Raw genomic sequence first — 19,943 nt, 5'->3', positions numbered from 1 at the left:
TATTGTTACAGAATCGGGTAAGAACAGCAATAATCAGTTAAGCCGAATACTTCCAGTGCAAACTTGGAGTTTCCGGGAACGTGGAACGTCTCCGCTCCTTTAATTTCCTTCCACACCTCAGTGCCGGGAAGCAGCACTTTTAGATCACCGGACAAAATTTCCATGGTCTCGGGACCATCTGTGCCGAATTCATACACACCAGGGAGCATAATGCCGAGTGTCACCTTAGTTCCGTCCTCCAAAATGACTGTACGGCTGGTAACTTTTCCATCGTAATAAATATTAGCTGCTTTTTGAATTGTCGCGTTGGTGAACTGACTCATGTGCTCATTCTCCCCTTGTCCTTAATGCGTATATTATAGCAGGGCTTTTACGCGGCTGACTACATTTTCCACAGTGAAGCCATATTCTTTAATTACAGTATCGCCAGGTGCAGAAGCTCCGAAGGTTGTGATGCCCAGAATATCGCCTTGGTCACCTGTGTAACGTTCCCAGCCGAAGGTTTGTGCCATTTCGATCGCCAGACGAGCTTTTACTTCAGGCAGAATGACGGAATCACGGTAGGCTTTATCCTGTTTCTCGAACAGGTCCCAGCTCGGCAAGCTGATAACACGCACATCAATACCTTCTTCAGCAAGCGCTGCTTGTGCTTTTACAGCCAGCTGCACTTCAGAACCGGTAGCAATGATTTGTGCTTGCGGTGTGCCATTCTTGGAGTCGGAGACAACATATCCGCCGCGTTTGATATTATCGCGCACTCCTTCAACTGTACCAGGCAGGATTGGCAGGTTCTGGCGGGTAAGCACCAGTGCTACCGGATTCGAGGTGTTCTCCACTGCGTAGGCCCAAGCCGCGGAAGTTTCGTTGGCATCCGCCGGACGAATCACAGTAAGACCTGGAATAATACGCAGGGAAGCCAGTTGTTCAATCGGCTCATGGGTAGGGCCGTCTTCGCCGACAGCAATACTGTCATGTGTCAGCACGTAGGTTACCGGCAGCTTCATGATCGAAGCCAGACGAACCGCAGGACGCAGGTAATCGGTGAATACGAAGAAGGTACCGCCGAATACTTTGAGACCGCTATGCAGTGCAATCCCGTTCATCGCTGCAGCCATACCGAACTCGCGTACGCCGAAGTAGATGTTGCGGCCGTCATAGGAATCGGAAGTAAACTGTGTCAGACCATTCAAATGTGTCATTGTCGAGCTCTCAAGGTCAGCGGAACCGCCCACCAATTGAGGAACACCGGCAGCAAGGGCGTTCAGTGCATTACCGGAAGCTACGCGGGTGGATACCGCTTTGTCTTCTGCTTTGAAGAATGGAAGCTTGGCATCCCAGCCTTCAGGCAGTTCGCCGCTGATTGCAGTTTCGAGCTGTGCTGCAAGCTCAGGGTAAGCCTTTTTGTAGGCAGCAAATTTTTCATCCCAAGCTTTGTTAGCCGCGATGCCATTTTCCTTCACTTCAGCAAAACGGGCGCGTACTTCGTCAGGTACATAGAAATCTTCTTCATATACCCATTTGTAGAAGTCTTTTGTAAGCTTCGCTTCGTCTGCACCGAGCGGGGAACCGTGAGTACCGCCATGGCCGCCTTTACCCTGTTTGTTCGGGCTTCCGTAGCCGATAACAGTCTTGACTTCAATCAGTGTCGGTTTGCTGCTGTCCGCTTGTGCTTCGGCAAGTGCTTTACCCAGCGCCGGAAGATCGTTGCCGTCTTCTACACGCAGAACCTGCCAGCCATACGCTTCAAAACGTTTAGCTACATTTTCGGAGAATGAAAGATTCAGCTTGCCGTCAAGGGAGATATCATTTGAATCGTACATTACAATCAATTTGCCCAGCTTGAGATGTCCTGCAAGCGATGCGGATTCGGAAGAAATCCCTTCCATCAAATCGCCGTCGCCACAGATTGCATACGTATAGTGGTCAATTACATTATGTTCATCTTTATTATAAGTAGCGCCAAGCTGAGCTTCAGCCATAGCCATACCTACCGCCATACCGATACCTTGTCCAAGCGGACCCGTAGTAGCGTCAACACCGGCAGTGTGTCCGAATTCCGGATGGCCTGGTGTCAAGCTGCCCCATTGACGGAACTGCTTCAATTCTTCCATTGGCAGATCATATCCGCTGAGGTGCAGCAAGCTGTATAGCAGCATGGAGCCATGTCCTGCAGACAGTACAAAACGGTCACGGTTTACCCAAGTCGGGTGATCCGGGTTGTGGTTCATTGTTTTCGCGAACAGCTGGTAGCCCATTGGGGCTGAACCCATCGGCATTCCTGGATGTCCGGAATTGGCTTTTTCAATTGCATCGATTGCCAAAGTACGGATGGTTGTGATGGCCAGGTTATCCACCGTTGAATTTTCTTCTTTGTGGATCGCTTGTTCTTTTGCCTGTTCTGTCATTACAATAATCCTCCTCTAAATCAAGAATGTCATTTTGACTATTATTGTATCACTAATGTGGAAGCAATTCCAATTGTTTTTGTAAACTCTAGGTTTCAACAGCTTATATTTTGTATCTCCCAAACATCCTATACCTGATTTCACCTACATCAAATAAAACTTGCATCTTGAAGCATGAACCCCTAGCGGCTCTTCCGTTAAATAAATGCTGTCCTAACTGGCGGTAGCATTCTGATAAGCGTTTAAGGTGAAGTTTTAACTTATGTCAACTTAGCCTTTGGTCCAGTTTTGAGTTAAGACTAAAGTTTGTTTTACAAAGCTGGATTATACAGTAAGATGAAGATACTTCAATTAACGGTTTAACCGGATGATACAATACTTCCAGAAGAAAGGAATTTCGAACATGACCGCAAATAGAGATATCTATATTGTGCTTACCGGGACGGGTACCGCCTTCAGCGGATTAATCAAATGGTTCACGAAAGCTGAGCTGAATCATGCTTCGATCGCCTTTGACAGTGAATTGCGCGAGGTATACAGCTTTGGAAGAAAAAAAATGTACAACCCTTTTGTTGCGGGGCTCATTCACGAGAACTTTATCGATCCCTTTTACAGCAGTGCGAATTGCGCAATCTATCAGCTCAGAGTCAGCAATACGGAATACGAGACGATGTACAACCATGTGCAGGGCATGATGCAGCATCAAGAGCGCTATAAATACCATCTCCTGGGCCTGATTGGAGTCCTGCTGAACATAAAAATAGACAGGGAGGACGCTTATTTTTGTTCCCATTTTGTCGCCTCCTTGTTTGAAGAGATTACGTTTCAGCCTGTAGATAAGCCCTCTTGCTTCGTGACGCCCGAAGATTTCGCCTCATCGCTGTGCGCTCATAAAATTTACAGCGGCAAACTGTCCTACTATATGCGCAGAACTCAAAGAACGGCTTACATAACCCAGGGAATGAAAACAGGATCTGCTGCTTCAACTGCCTCGCTAGGTTCAAGAATGTTAAGAGCAACAGAAGAACGAGCCGAGGGAATCGTCTAACGATTATCCCTCCGCCCGTCCGGTTTTGCTTTTATTTTATCCGGTGACTCTGAAAATATTCGGTCCATTCCCCCATGATAGTTACTGTCACAGTATCCGTTTTGGTATTAAACTCATTTTTAGCGGTAAAAGTGAACGCAACCGGACCATCCGGCAGCTTTTCAAAAGAAGGATCATACAGTTCGCCAATCCACAGCGTTCTGTCGCTGTTCACCGGATTCAGTTGAACCGTGTAACCACCCGTCATGGTCACATCAACCGTATCTGGCATACCCGTAGCTTTTGCCTCAAGTACAAAACTCTCTCCCGCCCAAAAGATGTTATAGCCTCGCGGACTCTCCGCATTCCCGCTCTTTTTTAAATTATAAGCTTGCCTATTCTTGTTCCATTCCCCTGTGTGCTGCACTCCGCCCTTCACCGTCAGCAGATTGACCATAAAATATTTACGTGGAGACACGTTGCTCCAGCCGAAGCCATCATACGCCTCTACCTCCACTGCATACTTCTGATTTTCTGCCAGGCTTCCTGCCGGGATCTGCCACTGCTTCGCACTTGAAGTCTGTTCCCCCGACTGTACAGTCACAGCTCCGGTCGTAAGATTAATGATTCGCACTTTATACCGCTGCTGCAGATCTCCATCCTCGTCCTGGTATTCCCACTTCATAATCGGGGTTAGCGTGTTGACTACCGTTGGACTTGCCTGACTGCTGCTGGTCGGGTACGTAATGTTCACCGTTGGCAGCCGATTGGCCACAGTGATGGACTGCGTCAATTCCCGGTACAGCCCCAGGGAGTCTGTGACCACCTGCCGCAGCGTAAAGGTTCCGTTAGTGGTGAACTGCTTACTGAAATTGCCCTGGGCGCTGGCTAAGCTCTCCGTTCCGCCTGCCGGCTTCAGATAATATTTATGACTGATGCTGTCGCCTTTCACGATATCCGGATCTGTCGCCTTATCCTGTATATTCAAGACATCCGTCCGGTAAATCGGCACTTGAGCTGCATTACGTCCTGTGTCCGTCAGTAAGGTGAAACCCGGCTGTGGCGGATTATCGAGGATGAAGGCCTTCTCATTCGAAATTTCCGACCAGGAACCTTTGGAGTATGCTCGGCCGTACAGATAAAAGTATACGAACCGCTCAAAAGTCGGGTTCGGAATCTGATACTGCCGCAGCGTGCCGGCGGGATCATTGTTCTGAATGGTTTTAACTAATGATCCGTCCTTGTCATAAAACTCTAATAAATACTTCTCTTGCGCGTCGTTCTCCGGATCACTGTATGTCCACTTCACTAGCGGATCTCCCAGCAGCTGCGCATCAATGACGGAAGGACTCGCTGCCGTTCCTGCCGGAGTGGTGAGTGTCAGCGATGGCGGCAGGTTTGGAATAACACTAACCTCCAAGGTGGCGATATTGGACTTCGCTCCAATCTGATCAATCGCCCAGTGCTCAAAACGGTAGGTACCCGTCTCTGGAAAGCTCACCTCTATATTCGGGGTCGTATAGCTCTTCATTTGGCCGCTGCTGTCCGTAACATTCCAGTAATACCGAAGTGTGTGCTGATCCGCTGTATCTTCGTCTACGTCCGCTGAATTGAATGTAAGTGTGTCATCCTGATAAACTTGTGTCCTCCCGATAATCTTCGCTGTTGGAATATGATTCAGCACGGTGAACGCCCGGGAAACGGTTGAACTCAGCGATCCGTCGGATGCGGTCAACTTCATCTCCCATCGATCCGAAATGGACTGTTTGGGCGAAAGACTGTTCGCATGAATTATGTTTTGCATGACCACGGTCTGATTTCGATTGGTCCCTACAGCATAATATGGACCTTCACGGTTCGCTGTTTTCCAAACATAGGACAAGTTGTCACCATCTTTGTCCGGATCTGGAGTCAAGTTTTCTAGGGCAATAACGGTATCCCGGTATACCTCCGAAGGCATATTGAAGTCAGCAATCGGGGGATGATTCATTACCGTCACGCTCTGGCTGTAAGGCTCAGACCATAATCCGCGGTTATCGCGTACTTTTAAGGTCAGTTGATAACTTCCTACTCCATAGCTGGCGATATTCGGTGGTGTACTAGCTCTACCGGTATAGGACCATACCGTCTGTGATCCATTTTTCACGACGGACCATTGATAGGTATCCAGTGGGTCATTGTCGGGATCAAAGGATTTGTCGGTGACCGTGGTTGCCTTCCGGTAGGAAACGGTGCTCGGCTCTACGGTAAACAGTGCTACCGGAGGCAGGTTGCCCGCCGCTGTGCCAACCGTGCGTACGCACCAGTCACTCCACACGCCCAAAGCATTTTCTCCGTCTATGTCTCGTACCCGCAGGCGGATAACATAGTTTTCGGTAGATGATAACGTCCCTGAAGGGGTACCCTCTTTCCATAACTCTTCATCGCCTTTTTTATATTGCCACTGCCGCTGTGTTAACCCCTTATCCACTCTTGAGATATGATCGGAGTCATAGGAACTGTCGGTGATCTGCAAAGCTCCTCCGACTAATTTAGCAGTGAATAAGGCAATCGGCTTGCGGTGTACCTGGAAGGAAAGCTTCGTAAAGTTGTCACTGCCCCACATCCGGTATTCACTGAATCGGTTATCTGCTGTTGGTGTATCCTTGGGCTGATAGGTGACGACATAGTAACCGGTGAATGGAAAGGAATCATACGGCGAATTCCGCCAGGCTCCGGAATCAGCAAGCAGTCCCATACTGTTGTCAAAATAATCGGGATTATGCTGGTACTTAAAGCGCTCCGCGTATTTGGCATCTCCCTCATAATCGCTGTATGATGTGCTGTTCTGGATTTGGCTATTAATAAGCACGAATGCACTACGCTTTAACCTTTGCCTCACTTTAAAGGACATTGAAGCAGAGGCTGAAGCATTCGAGGGATCGACCGCCTTCACAATTACGGTGTAGTCACCTGGAGGTATCGCATCCTCCAGGACATCAATAGGGATCGAAAACGCTTTGGTATTATGTGCTTTGGGTACGATAATTTTCTTGTACAACACATTAGGGACTTCTACACTAACGGTAACATCATTATTATCCGCATCCTGTACATAGCCCTCCACATTAAGAAGGCTTTTACCTGCATCATTTTGCAGCGTTTGGCCGCTTGGTGTTGTGAGTGACAAAGTAGGCGTTGAGTTCACTACCAGATCAAAATTCATAACTTTCCTTATTCTAAAAGTTCTCGAATGATTGTAATCAGCTACATCATTCTGCAATGAAACCTCAACTTCCATTTGTGTTGGTGGGTTGACGATTCGCTTTTGGACCCCCGGATATTCGGCTTCAGTTTCTTTGAAAGGATCATGACTATCATGTAGAATATCCACCATCGTATCTACTTCTCGTTCATTTTGCTCTGGTGGATTTTTTTCCGGGAGATAATCTTGACTGGTAGTAAAATGCATTTCATCCACTGGATTGTACCAAGGGTAATCTGGAAGATCATCTCTAATCCCCATATACATACCAAACTGAACCTTGTTTCTTATATACATATCTCTAGAAATACTTGTTCTCCTTGCCCGATACTGGGCGGGAAGAATTTTATAATTAAATTCTTTAGTGATTTTATTAAACGTTATATTTGTAATCGTGGTCTCAGATGCATCTAATATCAAAGTACCGTTTCTTATAATTCCGTATTCATCGTCGGAATAAGATAAAGTATCACTCCATGCGGGTATGATTACATCTGCATATTGGATAATATTTGTATCCAGGGCGTTCACTTTAGCTGTTCCCGGAAAAGCTTCCGGGAACACTGAAAGGACCATCAACCAGCAGAGCAGTACAGTTACGATCCGTTTTACCATGTCCAATCCCCTTCGGGTCCAAGATTCACTACCTCCACAATTTTCTCATCAATATGCTGATCCGATGAATCGGCATGTCTCCGATCTGCTGCTGTCACAAATTCATCAATGGTCGGTTGATTGAAGCTTTCATATGCCGTGTGCCGGATCTCATATCTGCCCACATGCGAAAGCTCCAAATTTAGCCGGTGCTCATTTGCATCGCTGAATACCACCCAGGATTCGTCAGCAAAACTCTTATCGTTATCCGAATCAAAACGGTACTCCCACACTCTACGGCTGATGATATCGCCGTCAGGCGAATAGGACAGATCATCCAGAGTGACTATCGCTTTGTTCCCCTTTTGCGGATCGCGGTAAACTCTCCCCGGTGTGGAGAAATACATGATCGGAGAATCGTCCGGCACAATTTCAAAGGTAACTTCGTTTGTTGCGCTATACCCTAAAGTGTTCTCTACATAAATGGTAGCCTTATATAGCCCCGGCTCCCTAAATAGAACATCTTTTTGATATATACCATTTAAGCTGCCGCTATACTTGATTGCTCCATTACTGCCTCCAGCCCCGGCCACCGCAGAAATGGTGATTTTGGTTTTATCGGTTTTGATTGGATAATGCTTCGGGCTGGTACTCTTGTCGATCAGCGTCACCTTGCGATTCTGCTTCTTCGTCCCGCCGATCTCCAGGAGCGCCTCCGGAATCGGCTCAATGACCCGGACGAAGGTACCCGCACTGTCGATCATCATGTCCTTGTCCACTACCGTAAGCCCAATGGAATTTTGCCCCACTCGTTCGGAGGGATACCACAGGGTGGCCAAATCTCCTTTTTGAGAGTAGGACACAAAATTCGCTCCCTCTGATGCGAAATAATAACCGATGATGTCTCCATCCGGATCATAAGATCCCGAGCCATTAGCGACAAGTTCATCCCCGGCTTTAACGATAGGGTTAGCAAAAATGGAAGCTACAGGAGGCCTACCCTTTGGAGTTGGCGGTTCTTCGATATTAGGGGGGAAGCTAACAGTGGGTTCGCCCTTATAGACTTCCACGGTAGCCTCTAACTTTTCGGAGAGAAAATCTTTCATCCCCTCTTTCGTCTCTATCGGCTTGCTGAAGCGTACCGTAACCCGTAATTCATAAACCTGCTGATAATTATCTGTACTGTTTTCAACTTTCATCTTTGGGATCTTAAATTTACTAAATGCCTGACTGCTTGTTTTACTTTTCTCAAAACTTTTCTTGGTGTCTAACGTACCTGGATTTTCTTTTTCCTGCGCATAAAACACCCATTCTGCGATGTTAGAGGAATTTTCATACCCCGATAGTATTCCTTTTAGGGTCAAATTGACCGGCACATCCGCATTAGCATATTTGAATGGATTGGGATCGGGTTTGTTAACGACGACTAATCCGGTAAGGGTTGGTCCTTCCGAAAGACCAGATTCGAAAGATACGTTTCCAGAGTAGCTGTAAGAAGTCACATTGGCGATTCCGGTAAAGTAATAAGGAATCGTAACGTAATATAACCGTCCAATCACCCATATGCCTTTACCGAAACTTTCAGGTACGTCTTCTATTGTGAAATTAGCGGATGGTGTAGTGTAATGGACACTGTAGAACATATCATTAATTTTACTGACTGTTCCTGATCCACCCTGCATACTTTCATGAGTTATCTGAATGCTGGACTGTGCAACGCTACTGTAAGGGACAGTATCTATTCCGTTATTTCGATACCAAGTGGCTGTACTCGGATCTACCGGTTCAGAATATGTTGTTACCTCTGTTTTAGGTGGAAACGCAGAGGGAACAGATGCATCACCAGCGTTAACATTGTAGCTATGTTGAGATCTACTTTCAATCTTATAGTCGTTAATCTGCCACCTTTTTCCGTCAGAAAAGCGCCAAATGGAATTACCGACTTTAGATTTAAATTTATCTACAAACTTTCCATTACTACCTGTGACATTTATTCTCTCAGATTTTTCATCACCTTTAAGTGTGACTTTAATCTTCCCGTTTTCCACAGTAATTGCCCCGACTACTGCATTATTCCCGTTATATTTTAAGGTTCCTGTTTTAATAGAGGTGCTTGTTACTCCACTGGGAAGATCCAAAGTGAAAGTCTTTCCGCTATTATTTGAACCCGTCAACCCTGTTATTGTTGGGATAGCTACTGATACAGACTTTGTATCAGCAGCTAGTGTAGTATGTGTTAAAACAGGAAACAATAACAGTAAGCAAAGAAGTATAGCAAATGTTTTTTTCATGCTATTTTACCGGAATAACAATATCTTTATATTCACGACTACTCTTGTTATCTACCCTTACATAAAAACACTCGAAGGGAGCATCGTAAGTATAGGCTTGATAAGTTGAGAGCTTTTGTCCCGGAGACAAATTCCAAGTCCACAAAGCTTCTTTATTATTTTTAAGATCAGCCATTCTACTTGGCATAGAGGTATAAGCTTCTTCTCCAAAATGGAGACTCCATTTATCACTTAAATCCTTCGAAGAAAATTGCACAACTGCCTTGCTATTATTAGCAATGGTGATTTTTGTCCAAATGAAATATTTCTGATCACCGGCGTAACCGTATTTTTTTATCAGTGCCTGAGCTGCGGCCGACTTTGTTTCCATTATCATGATTTTCTCCAGCGTATAACTAAAACCCCCAGCCGTAACAGTCACCGGCAGTTCGATATCCTTTTTCAGACCATAACTTGAAAGGTTGTCCCTTACAACTGGAGCAGCTGTAGCTGCCGGTTTTGCTGCTGCTGCGTTTGTAACACCGACCTCCCCCAACACCAAACTAAACAACATCGATCCTGCTAAAGCTGCTTTAATCATTGTCTTTTTCATTTTGAATTTCCCCTTATATTCATATTTAGTAATGCATCTATTAACAGGATCGATAATCATACCTTTGGGAGACCTGGATAAGACATCAATAGTCTTATTCTGGTTAAGCTGTCAAATAGCCTTCCCTATCCAACGAATCTATCACCTCAAAATGCATAGCAGCGGGTATTGTGGGTCTGTTATCATCCGTATCATTAATAACGTCATGTACGACGGGAGAAAGGATGGCGATTACGATCCTACACAGAGAAAACGATAGCGATAAACAATCCTGTTGAGATAGCATCTTTTTTCAAGGTTAACGTCTCCTCTAATTGAACTTGGTTAGTTTCTCCTCAGCCTGTTCGTTGATCTTGTACTTACCGATTACGCTGTTGTCTCCGGATTTCTTGATTTATACCGATTTTGCGGTTGAAATCCGGAGACAAAGGCGGTCGCTATCGCTCTTACATTTCCACCCTCCCACTGCTTTAGTCTCTAGCCAGTCCTTTAGTCAACTGATATAGCAGATATCTTGCATCTGACAAAATCACTCATTCAGCTTATACTCCTGCACCGCCGGTACAATAATGGCCTCCTGAACTTTAGCTCTGGTGACCAGCACCGGATGTTTGGTCTCGATAACAGCGATGACCGAGGGGCCTTGTATGTATTTGGCGATGCCATGAGCGCTGTCTTCGTAAAGGAACGGAAAATTCACTCCGGTGGATTCATCCACAATGTCGAACTTTACAATCTTCACCTGTGTCTGGAGCCTGCTGCCTGCCAAGGGGGAGAGGCCGCCATCCAGGCCCAGATTAATCCGAAGCGACTGCCGGAAGGTAGCGTAAGCTTCAGCCGGGTCGATGATCAGACGGCCTTGTGCCCGTGCGGCTTCATTCAGTTGCTGTGATGCATCGTGGACAGCCATATTGTTGGCATCCTTCAGCATACTGCGCAGCATGTCCCACTCCTGATTCTGAATCTGAAAAAACCAGGAATAAATAAAAATCAGCAGAACAAAGGCCAGCTTAATAATATAATCCATAAATTAGATTCATCCCTTAATCAGTCAAGATACTCACTCATGATCGATCCATGGCCATAATAACGTGTCGGTTGAGACATGCCTGAGAAATTATAGGGAAACAGGTTCATCCGCGGTGCGGTCACATACACATCAAGCCGCTGTTTGCGCTCCTGCACACTCGTCGTGCTGCTTGTGATTGCAATTGAAGCTTCAGGAAATCCAACTGCCTTCAGGTTCGCAATGACCTCACTTCGCAAGGAAGTCGTAACCATGCCTTCTGTTGCCGCTTTTTGCGTAATATAGGAGGTGTTTGCTTTGACCTGCAAATCCAGCAAATAATCGATGTACGTAAAGATCGGCTGCAGGATGATGAATAAGACAAGCCACATAAACAAAGCGCGGAGGACGGTTGCCTTCAAACTTAACGCCCCCTTTTAATACTGCTCCACTTGCTTGGTATGTGTAATGATATCGTCCTGGCTTCCGCCAATGATGTCTGTTGCTGCCGCAATAAAGATCCCCGCAATCACAAAACCGATAGCCAGAAACATAGCGACTGAAATGGAGTCTTTTTTCATATCGTCTTAGCCCACTTGATGGGGTAAAATATCACCCAAAGCCATTTGCCCCGGCTGGGCAGGTTGAAGCATAGTTACACCGGGGATATCGGGTCTGTTATCATCTGCCTTAGAGACCACATCACGTACTAAAGGAACCAAAATGGCAATTACAATGGCAACACAGAGAAATCCGATAGCGATGAACAGTCCAGTAGAAATAGCGTCTTTTTTCATTGTTAATATCTCCCTTTTAATTGTATATTTTATATTGATGCTTGAATATAACAAAAACCTCACTGAAACATCCCCACACCGTTAAAATTGCCCTTAATCAGCATGATGTACTGCATGGCCAGCGAAACGATCATCAGGAAAGTGGCAAGCGACGGGATCACGTTGATAATGGTGGAAACGTCGCCGATAAACGACCATTTTTTGAGATATTGATCACTGGAGATTTTGGTGATGATCTTGCCTTGTTCCCGCAAATAGTTCGCCGCTTCCGTGTCATCATCCATCCCCTCCGTGGCCAGCAGGATTGAGCGGATATCGTTGATAAAAGCATGACCGTCTGGGAATTTACCACAGAACCATTCGATCGCCCGCTCGTTCCCTTCATCGACTGCCCGTTCGGACAGCTCATATAAATCCTGGCGGATGTATTGGAAATGGCTGGCCGTTCCTGCACAGAAGGCACCAAACTGCATGTACCCCCGCTTGCGCAGCCGGTTGTTCTCGTAGAGGCGGATGAAGGAGATCAGTTCACCGTCTTTATGAATCAGTGCTTTCTGATGCAGCCAAGCGAGCAGCCAGCCGAAAGGCAGATAACGCAGCGGACTGGTGATGAGCAGAATCAGTAAAGCAATCAGCAAATCATAGATGGAAAAGGGAACTGCGCGGATGAAATCACCCGTCACCTGAGCTGCTAAATAAATCAATGCCGCCGAATAACGAAACAGTGTGATTTTCCTTGCAGATATCGAGAGGCCGCTGCCATGCAGTAATTGCTGCAGCCGCTCATTTTGCACACGTTCCCCCAGCGCCTTCCACTTCACGCCTAACCGGTGAACATATCGTTCCTGCCTGCTGCTGCTGCTCACAAAGACCAACAGCGAGAGATATACAACACCAAGTATTGAGATTAATAGCAATAATCTATCCATAGTTCATCACCTTAGTGGTAGTCCAGTTTGGGTCTGGCGAGAATGGTACTAATGATGAAAGAAATAAAAAGCCCGGAGATAATGATCGTCAGAAAAATAATGCCGACTGAAGTTTCAAACTGCAGCTTAAAATAAACATCAGGCTTCAGCATGTAAATAAAAGTTCCGACAGAGGATACGAGCACTATCAGGTTGCCGTACAGCCCCAGGCTGATTGCATCCCTGCTCCCGGCTTTTACCGTCAGAATCGTCTCCCGCTGCTGCTCCATGGACCGATTCAGCATCATGAGCGAGCTTTTTAAATAACGGGTGCCTTCCTTCTCGCAATACAGCAGGTCCGACACGAATTCTACAGCGAAGGTTGTCCCGATCGCCCCGGAGAATCTGGCTGCTTCCTCATTCAGCTCACTTTCATTGCTGTAATTAGCGAATGCCCCGCTCAGTAACCGTAGTGGGGTCTTCAGCACATTATCTTCAGTCAGGAAATCAGACGTTCTGGACAAAATAGCATCTACTGATAAATGCGTGAATTTGGTAGCAATTTTGATGACATCGAGCAAATCGTAGCTTCCGCGCACTTTTCTCTGGGCATAGGTGTATCTCATCCGCAAATAGGGAACGCTCGCCGAGATTGCTGCCACAAATAACGGAAGGCGCCAAGCACCTTTAACCGGTAGCCGTTCATTGAAGCTGATCCCCTCCAAAAAAGGATTACTGAAGCTCATCTGTCCCGGCAGCTCTTTTAACGTCAACAAACCGGACAAGAAAACCGCTGTGAACAGAAAGACCGTCCGCATGGAGAAACGCATGACACTGAGGCCAGGCTCATATTTCCGGTGTGAGAAATACAGCAGATCATCCAGATGCCGGTACAGCCACATTCTTTTTTTGATCCCGCTGACCTTTTTGCCGAAAAGACTGACCCTCAGGTTCATCCGATAGTCTATTTTTTGTCCGAACTCCCGCAAGTGCCGATCCACGAGCGGCTTCACCAATAGCCAGATGCCCCAGACAACCAGCACATGAAGAGCAAAGCGGATTATATAAAAGATTAGCTCCACACGCTCCGCCCCCTCATTCGTTCAACACAATCCTCGATTTCAGGCTTTCCTTCAGCGGCCCTTCCATCGGTTTCATGGCGGCCAAATGCCCCAGTTCATGGAGAAGCAGACGTGTCGCCTGCGGATTTTTCTTTTTCATCTTGGTCATCAGGCCTGTTGTCAGCTTGTCATTATAGCTCCAGGCGGATTTCTCATCCTCCCAGCGCAACAGATCATTGGCAAACACCGAATTGCTGCCTTCTTCATAAAAAACCTCGGAAATCCGCGCCAGCCGCTTTTTCCCGTCCGGAACGCTTTCCAGAATGAACACCAGCTCACAGGACTTCAGCGCGGAGATCAGATGTCCCTTCAGACTGCCTCCGATCCGTGTGGATACGGCAAAAGCGCCCTGATAAGGAATATCCTCCGAATCCACCGTATGAAAGGTTCCCGTGATGCCGTCATAGCCCTTTTCCCCGCTCCACAGGTAAAACTCCCATTCGTTATAGCGCATCTCGGTCATATAGAGGATATTGGGATCATGCCGCAGCGACTCCACCCCGACTTCCATCAGCTCTTCGTTGGCAGCCTGGATCGGAATGATCCGGTGACCTTTAATCTGGTACGGCAAAATCGACTCCGGATGTTTCTCGATCATCACCACGCCCATGCAGGAGGTGGAACCGAGCAGCTGCTCCCCGACAATCGTGTTGGCAAAAGTGGTTTTGCCCGAACCCACTGCCCCGGCAATAATCGTGTTGCGGAACGTGCCCGCTAACGCCCGGATCAGTTCAATTGCTTCGGCAGGAATACATTCCGTACCGGCCTGATCCTCCAGATCCAGAAACTCCACAACCTGGCGGCGTAGCGAGATGGTCGTAAAACCGTCCCACACCCTTGGCGACACCCAGATCGCGAGCCGGATGAACCGTCCGGGCCAGAGCGGATCATCCATTTTGAACTCTACCGAAGGATTGTCCTTGTTCAGCTTTTTGTTGGGATCACTTTTCAGCAGGGAGCGCTTCAGCTGCTCGACCCGGTCAAGCGAAGGCATTCCATACGGGTAAGGCACAAATTTCCCGCGATGGTTATAAAAAATTTGCTTACCGATCATCTGCAGCCCGGTAGATTCGCTGTAAGCCCGGTCCGTGAACCAGCGGTAGGCTGGCCCAAAGCCCTTCCATTCATGAAAAAGCGCCTCTGCCGCGGTCCGGTATGCCTCCGGCAGCTTGCCGGTGAACGGTGTTTTGCGCAAGTATTTCTCGATCTCGTTCATAAAAAAGCTAACCGCCTGCGGATCACCGATCAGCGCCTTTCCATTCAGCTCAAAATAGCTGTCATCCTCCCGCTCCAGTCCGGTGTTCATATCGTTTTTCATCTTTTGCAGGAAGCTATAAAAGTCCTCCTTGCCCGGCTTGCTGGTGCGAAGCAGACTCTGCTTCAGCGAGAAGGGCCGATGGGAGTCCAGATAACTGTGCCGGTTATTCGGCTCAAGACCGGACGGACTATTGCCTCCCGTATACGGACGAGGGTACAGGTTACCTTGCAGCTTCCTGTGATCTTGCTTCTGGCCCGGCTTCTGTTCTGCTTGCCACATCTCTTCCCGGTATTCGATCATTGAAAAATCCCTCTCTTTCGGGCTTCCTGCGCCAGTCCAAGACTAACCAACAGGGAGTGGACCTTGTCGTCTACCTGCTGAAGCTCCTTTTTGCCAAGCGGCAGTGATTCCAGAAAAGGCTGATAATACGGCAGCTCAAACAAAATCTCACTGCCGAACCGCAGCGCCAGATTCTTAGGCGAAGTCAGCTCTTCGACATTGCTGCGGTTTATAATCCACTGGAAGTCCTGCGGATAGAGATCCATGTGTCCGGCCAGTTCCATCAGGGGCTGAAGACGATATTCGTGTTTGGGATGGGTTACGATCATCCGGAGCACTGATTTCTGCATTCCTACGTACCACGCGGCACTTTCAGGAATGGAGCCAAAATCGGCAACCACCAGGTCTGCGTTCGCCCTGGCTTCCGTGAGCAAATATTCAATCTCCTCCTCCTGATAATCCTGTGCGCTTAAGTAATCGAAGTTGCCCGGCAAATAGCTATATCCCTCCTGCTTAACCAACCCTGCGAAATCCTCGGGGTGGAGCATCTTGCCGGTAATACGCGGCCGCAGCCTGTCCAGACTTACGGCCGTTTTGGGATCATAGCCTGGATCATACAAATCCAAACCGAGCAAAATCACACGCAGTCCTGCTGCCGCAATCCTCCTGGCGAACAGCTTGGCCACACTTGTACAGCCAATGCCCGGACCGGATCCGAAAAAGCCGACCAGATTTCCGCGCTCCTCGTGTTCCTCCTCCAGAATGTACCGCAGCTTCTCCACCACCGCCGATGATGTTGAGCGGGGCGGAATGAAGAATATGCCAAGGCTCTCACACAGCATATGTATAGACTGATAGCCGCGGACTCCCTTTTGCAAATACATATATAAAATGGTTGAACCCGGATATCCTTGGCGAAGTCCGCTTAAGGCTGCAACAGGTACCTGCTCGCTTGTTACCATCAGCATGTGCCCCTCGGCATGTTGTGCTTCAGGCAATACACTTTGTGTGATGACGGTGAACCCGGCAAGCTTGATTTCGTTAATGGTTAGCTGATCCATACCGAGACTGAAAATTTTCAAGACTGCCTTCCTCCTTTCTACTCAACTCGTACAATCCATAGCTTCTTGCCTTGCTCCAAATATTGTCCCAGCAGCTCACCGTCGCTTTTCTTCAGCTTCAGTTCCGGCGTCGCAACCTTGCCCGTAGAAGTAAAGCGGTTGTTATTGTTGCCCTTCTCTGTATCCAGCACATCATTGTTATCCTCTGTACGGACATAGTTTACAGTGACACCGCTGAGGAAAACCTGACGGGCAGGTTCAGCCGGCTGGACTGCCTTATCTGCTGAGTTGCTTGCCGATGGATCAGGCTTGACTCCTGTGGTGGACGCCGGAGTTCCGGATGCATTGGCAGCAGTAGGAGGGGCGGCTTCGGATTTATCCGGCGGATCTCCTTCCACCAGATAGATATCCACCTTGTCCCTGCTGCGGAGCGATCCATTGATCGCATAGATAGCTTCCTTCGGAATAGGGAAAATCCCTTCATCCTGCTGCGGCTCCAAATCACTGACATCGACCAGCGATTCCGTCAGGATACTGCCGTCCATCAAATTCACATTAGTTATCTTGTGTTCCACCTGGCTGACTTCCGTAATGACCCCTGAGGGAATATCCTTGGTCTGGACAGAATCCAGGTAGAGATCTCCCACTTTCAGCTCATAATTTTTGGGTAAAAAACCACCCTCAGCCACCTTCACCTTAACTACTGTCTGTGACAGCACATACGGCTTGAAATAGAGATCATAGCCAAGCAGACCGCCAAAGCCAATGATCAGTATAAGAAAGGCGAAGAAATAATTTCGTTTTAACAGATGTCCCCGCTGTGATCCCAAGCGATTTACCTCCTTTGAAATACGGTCATTTGCGCATGACAAAATGCACTTTGGCATACGTAGCCAAAATGCTGGTAAAATGCTTTTTTACCTGATTGAGAATAAGAAGATTATTAGATTATACATATGAGGTAACAAATCTAGAGGCAACTGCAGGATAAAGGTTCCCGGCTGGAGAAAGGATTCCGGTAAAAGCCAGGCCAATACTGCCGTCAATGACACTAGCAATACAGTTGGTATTCCCATTGGGACAGGATTGGCAGCGATATTACACTCTGGCTTTCACCGGATGAATTCAATTAATTAAATACTACTGTCTTATTGTGATGAACAAGGATTCTATCCTCAATATGCCATTTGACCGCACGGGCCAGAACAACCCGCTCAATGGTGCGTCCAATACGTTTCAGTTCATTCACATCATCGCTATGGCTGACCCGCTGCACATCCTGCTCGATAATCGGACCTCCGTCAAGCTCTTCGGTCACATAGTGGGCAGTAGCGCCGATGATCTTCACTCCGCGCTGATAGGCCTGGGCATAGGGTTTGCCACCCACAAATGCCGGCAGGAAGGAATGGTGGATATTGATGATCCGGTGCCGGTAATGCTCAATAAATGAAGGAGAGATAATCTGCATGTAGCGGGCCAGAATGATGACGTCAATATCATCACCGATGACCTCCAGCTGGCGTTTCTCTGCTTGCATCTTGGTATCCGCCGTAACCGGGATATGATGGAACGGAATACCGAAAGACTCAACGTACGACTGCATATCGGTATGGTTGCTGACAACAAGCGCAATATCGGCATCCAGATCGCCTGCCTGCCACTGCCAGAGCAGCTCTACCAGACAATGATCTTCTTTGGAGACGAAAATCGCCAGTTTCTTCTTGTGGCTTACATTGAAAATTTGCCAGTCCATCTTGAACCGCTCGGCGACCCCTCCGAAGATGGACCGTACCTCTTCCAGACGTTCTTCCAGCTTTGGCAAGTCAAACTCCACTCTCATAAAGAACATTCCGCCATCCGGGTCCATTGTATATTGATCGGATTGCACGATATTGGCTCCGTGCTGGTATAGAAAATGCGATACAGCCGCAACAATCCCCGGTCCGTCGGGACAAGAAATGAGCATACGTGCCCGGTTCGGGTATTGTCCGCCTGATGAATGATCTCTTTTCACATGTAATTCCATAATCCCCTGTCCATCCTCTCATCTACTTGCGCAATCTGTAGTTTAGCTTAAGCGTTCACGAGAACTTGTCTGCCGGCCAGCCAGGCGATCAAACGCTGATTGATGGCTTCCTCGCTTAGCTGCGGGAACAATCCGGCAGAAGCGATATTATCATATAAACGTTCCAGCGGTTCACGCGGATCAGCCTTTTTGGCTTTGGCATCATTCTTCAGCAGTTCCCACACATCAAGCACATACTTGCGGGAATCCAGCTCCTGTTTGGCAAAGAAAGCATGCAGCTCTTCTACCTCCTGCAGGAATTCTGCTCCGAACCGTTCAGCCACATTGCCGCGCAGCAGAGCAATCTCCACTTCGTACATCGGGCGAAGTGTCTTGGCGTCCTTCCCGATCCAAGGGGTCTCCAGAATGAACGGCAAACCTGCCAGAGCTTCATGGTGAACCACATTATTGATCGTTTCGAAGCCAATCCAGCCAGACCCAATCGGGGTATGGCGGTCTTTTCCCGCTCCGCGCGGATTTTTGCTGTCGTTAATGTGGACTACGCCAAGCCGTTTCAGGCCAATCACCTCATCGAACTTCCGCAGCACACCATCAAGATCGCCAACGATATCGTATCCGGCATCATGAATGTGACAGGTATCCAGACAAATGGACAGCCGCTCATTATGTACGACCTTGTCAATGATCGAGGCAATTTCCTCGAAGCTGCGGCCGATCTCTGTTCCTTTGCCGGCCATCGTCTCAAGAGCAATGTGTACTTCTGTCTCGTTCGTACCGCCAAGCACCTCGTTCAGGCCATCGGCAATACGCTGAATTCCGTACTCGGCATCCTTGTCGGTATACGCTCCGGGATGTAATACAATATGCTTGACCTCAAGTGCATGGGTACGGCGGATTTCTTCCTGCAGGAAATCAACCGCCAATTGATAGGTGTTTTCCTTGTAGGAACCCAAATTAATAATATATGGAGCGTGAACAACGATTTCCTCGACTCCGTTAGTCTGCATAGCGAGCTTCCCTTCAGCAGGGTACATCGCTTCGATCGGCTTACGGCGTGTATTCTGCGGAGCTCCTGTATATATCATAAACGAGCTTGAACCGTACTCATTTGCTTCATTGGCCGCGCTCAGGAGACCCTTGTCCGCGCAGGACACATGTGAACCTATTTTCAGCATGCCATTTCCCTCTTTCCTTCACGAATTAACCCTTATTCTACCGTGATCGGGAAAATAAATCTAGGCAAGCTCCAGCGGACGTCTTTCGCTTCGCAAAACTGTGGAAATACGCTATACTTTAGAAGAGATTAAGGATTGTGACAATCATCATTGTCAAAG

Annotated in this window: 17 protein-coding genes; 1 reads left to right on the top strand and 16 read right to left on the bottom strand. The window is 47.7% G+C overall.

What is annotated here, in order from left to right:
• Window positions 1-5: 5 nt before the first annotated feature.
• Both NSS79_RS06690 and tkt read right to left on the bottom strand, forming a co-directional pair.
• Window positions 6-323: a pyrimidine/purine nucleoside phosphorylase gene (locus NSS79_RS06690; RefSeq protein WP_038587105.1), complete on the bottom strand. Its 318-nt coding sequence runs from the start codon at window positions 321-323 to the stop codon at window positions 6-8.
• A 33-nt stretch (window positions 324-356) separates the two neighbouring features.
• Window positions 357-2,405 carry a transketolase gene (tkt, locus tag NSS79_RS06685; RefSeq protein ID WP_342438749.1) on the bottom strand — a complete coding sequence of 683 codons (2,049 nt, stop codon included), beginning with the start codon at window positions 2,403-2,405 and terminating at the stop codon, window positions 357-359.
• A 403-nt stretch (window positions 2,406-2,808) separates the two neighbouring features.
• Here tkt and NSS79_RS06680 point away from each other — a divergent pair, with 403 nt between their 5' ends.
• A complete protein-coding gene (locus NSS79_RS06680; protein ID WP_179091761.1) occupies window positions 2,809-3,453 on the top strand; it encodes a hypothetical protein in 645 nt (214 codons plus the stop codon).
• A 31-nt stretch (window positions 3,454-3,484) separates the two neighbouring features.
• Here the strand turns inward: NSS79_RS06680 and NSS79_RS06675 are convergent, their stop codons facing one another.
• The 14 genes from NSS79_RS06675 to NSS79_RS06610 all read right to left on the bottom strand — a co-directional run bounded on the left by NSS79_RS06675 (window position 3,485) and on the right by NSS79_RS06610 (window position 19,784).
• Window positions 3,485-7,291: a hypothetical protein gene (locus NSS79_RS06675; RefSeq protein ID WP_342438748.1), complete on the bottom strand. Its 3,807-nt coding sequence runs from the start codon at window positions 7,289-7,291 to the stop codon at window positions 3,485-3,487.
• Entirely contained in the window at window positions 7,285-9,561 is a 2,277-nt protein-coding gene (locus tag NSS79_RS06670; RefSeq protein WP_342438747.1) for a hypothetical protein, read from the bottom strand. Before NSS79_RS06670 ends, NSS79_RS06675 begins: the two co-directional genes overlap by 7 nt.
• A gap of 1 nt (window position 9,562) precedes the next feature.
• On the bottom strand, window positions 9,563-10,153 hold the full coding sequence (locus tag NSS79_RS06665; RefSeq protein ID WP_342438746.1) for a hypothetical protein: 591 nt from the start codon (window positions 10,151-10,153) through the stop codon (window positions 9,563-9,565).
• 529 nt (window positions 10,154-10,682) lie between these two features.
• A complete protein-coding gene (locus NSS79_RS06660) occupies window positions 10,683-11,180 on the bottom strand; it encodes a hypothetical protein (protein WP_342438745.1) in 498 nt (165 codons plus the stop codon).
• 20 nt (window positions 11,181-11,200) lie between these two features.
• A complete protein-coding gene (locus NSS79_RS06655) occupies window positions 11,201-11,581 on the bottom strand; it encodes a hypothetical protein (RefSeq protein ID WP_342438744.1) in 381 nt (126 codons plus the stop codon).
• Between the two features lie 15 nt (window positions 11,582-11,596).
• Entirely contained in the window at window positions 11,597-11,740 is a 144-nt protein-coding gene (locus NSS79_RS06650) for a hypothetical protein (protein ID WP_156130821.1), read from the bottom strand.
• A 6-nt stretch (window positions 11,741-11,746) separates the two neighbouring features.
• The gene (locus NSS79_RS06645) at window positions 11,747-11,956 is read right to left on the bottom strand and encodes a hypothetical protein (protein WP_341377577.1); all 210 of its coding nucleotides are present in this window, start codon (window positions 11,954-11,956) and stop codon (window positions 11,747-11,749) included.
• A gap of 59 nt (window positions 11,957-12,015) precedes the next feature.
• Window positions 12,016-12,885: a hypothetical protein gene (locus NSS79_RS06640; RefSeq protein ID WP_342438743.1), complete on the bottom strand. Its 870-nt coding sequence runs from the start codon at window positions 12,883-12,885 to the stop codon at window positions 12,016-12,018.
• Window positions 12,886-12,896: 11 nt separating this feature from the next.
• Window positions 12,897-13,946, bottom strand: a complete 1,050-nt coding sequence (locus NSS79_RS06635; RefSeq protein ID WP_342438742.1) for a hypothetical protein — start codon at window positions 13,944-13,946, stop codon at window positions 12,897-12,899.
• Between the two features lie 13 nt (window positions 13,947-13,959).
• Window positions 13,960-15,543 carry an ATPase, T2SS/T4P/T4SS family gene (locus NSS79_RS06630; protein ID WP_342438741.1) on the bottom strand — a complete coding sequence of 528 codons (1,584 nt, stop codon included), beginning with the start codon at window positions 15,541-15,543 and terminating at the stop codon, window positions 13,960-13,962.
• On the bottom strand, window positions 15,540-16,604 hold the full coding sequence (locus NSS79_RS06625) for a hypothetical protein (RefSeq protein ID WP_342438740.1): 1,065 nt from the start codon (window positions 16,602-16,604) through the stop codon (window positions 15,540-15,542). Before NSS79_RS06625 ends, NSS79_RS06630 begins: the two co-directional genes overlap by 4 nt.
• 17 nt (window positions 16,605-16,621) lie before the next feature.
• Window positions 16,622-17,413 (bottom strand): hypothetical protein, encoded by a 792-nt coding sequence (locus NSS79_RS06620; RefSeq protein ID WP_342438739.1) that lies wholly within the window; start codon window positions 17,411-17,413, stop codon window positions 16,622-16,624.
• Between the two features lie 299 nt (window positions 17,414-17,712).
• Window positions 17,713-18,609, bottom strand: a complete 897-nt coding sequence (purU, locus tag NSS79_RS06615; protein WP_038587070.1) for a formyltetrahydrofolate deformylase — start codon at window positions 18,607-18,609, stop codon at window positions 17,713-17,715.
• A gap of 47 nt (window positions 18,610-18,656) precedes the next feature.
• Window positions 18,657-19,784: a deoxyribonuclease IV gene (locus NSS79_RS06610; protein ID WP_038587067.1), complete on the bottom strand. Its 1,128-nt coding sequence runs from the start codon at window positions 19,782-19,784 to the stop codon at window positions 18,657-18,659.
• Window positions 19,785-19,943: the final 159 nt, after the last annotated feature.

Origin of the sequence: Paenibacillus sp. FSL L8-0436, from assembly GCF_038593025.1 — a bacterium.
GTDB lineage: Bacteria > Bacillota > Bacilli > Paenibacillales > Paenibacillaceae > Paenibacillus_AQ.
This window is presented reverse-complemented; position numbering and strand designations above follow the sequence as displayed.

Excerpts from the sequence above, each read along its gene's own strand:
- NSS79_RS06690 (WP_038587105.1), bottom strand. The coding sequence starts at position 323 with ATGAGTCAGTTCACCAACGCGACAATTCAAAAAGCAGCTAATATTTAT.
- tkt (WP_342438749.1), bottom strand. The coding sequence starts at position 2,405 with ATGACAGAACAGGCAAAAGAACAAGCGATCCACAAAGAAGAAAATTCA.
- NSS79_RS06680 (WP_179091761.1), top strand. The coding sequence starts at position 2,809 with ATGACCGCAAATAGAGATATCTATATTGTGCTTACCGGGACGGGTACC.
- NSS79_RS06675 (WP_342438748.1), bottom strand. The coding sequence starts at position 7,291 with ATGGTAAAACGGATCGTAACTGTACTGCTCTGCTGGTTGATGGTCCTT.
- NSS79_RS06670 (WP_342438747.1), bottom strand. The coding sequence starts at position 9,561 with ATGAAAAAAACATTTGCTATACTTCTTTGCTTACTGTTATTGTTTCCT.
- NSS79_RS06665 (WP_342438746.1), bottom strand. The coding sequence starts at position 10,153 with ATGAAAAAGACAATGATTAAAGCAGCTTTAGCAGGATCGATGTTGTTT.
- NSS79_RS06660 (WP_342438745.1), bottom strand. The coding sequence starts at position 11,180 with ATGGATTATATTATTAAGCTGGCCTTTGTTCTGCTGATTTTTATTTAT.
- NSS79_RS06650 (WP_156130821.1), bottom strand. The coding sequence starts at position 11,740 with ATGAAAAAAGACTCCATTTCAGTCGCTATGTTTCTGGCTATCGGTTTT.
- NSS79_RS06645 (WP_341377577.1), bottom strand. The coding sequence starts at position 11,956 with ATGAAAAAAGACGCTATTTCTACTGGACTGTTCATCGCTATCGGATTT.
- NSS79_RS06640 (WP_342438743.1), bottom strand. The coding sequence starts at position 12,885 with ATGGATAGATTATTGCTATTAATCTCAATACTTGGTGTTGTATATCTC.
- NSS79_RS06630 (WP_342438741.1), bottom strand. The coding sequence starts at position 15,543 with ATGATCGAATACCGGGAAGAGATGTGGCAAGCAGAACAGAAGCCGGGC.
- purU (WP_038587070.1), bottom strand. The coding sequence starts at position 18,609 with ATGGAATTACATGTGAAAAGAGATCATTCATCAGGCGGACAATACCCG.
- NSS79_RS06610 (WP_038587067.1), bottom strand. The coding sequence starts at position 19,784 with ATGCTGAAAATAGGTTCACATGTGTCCTGCGCGGACAAGGGTCTCCTG.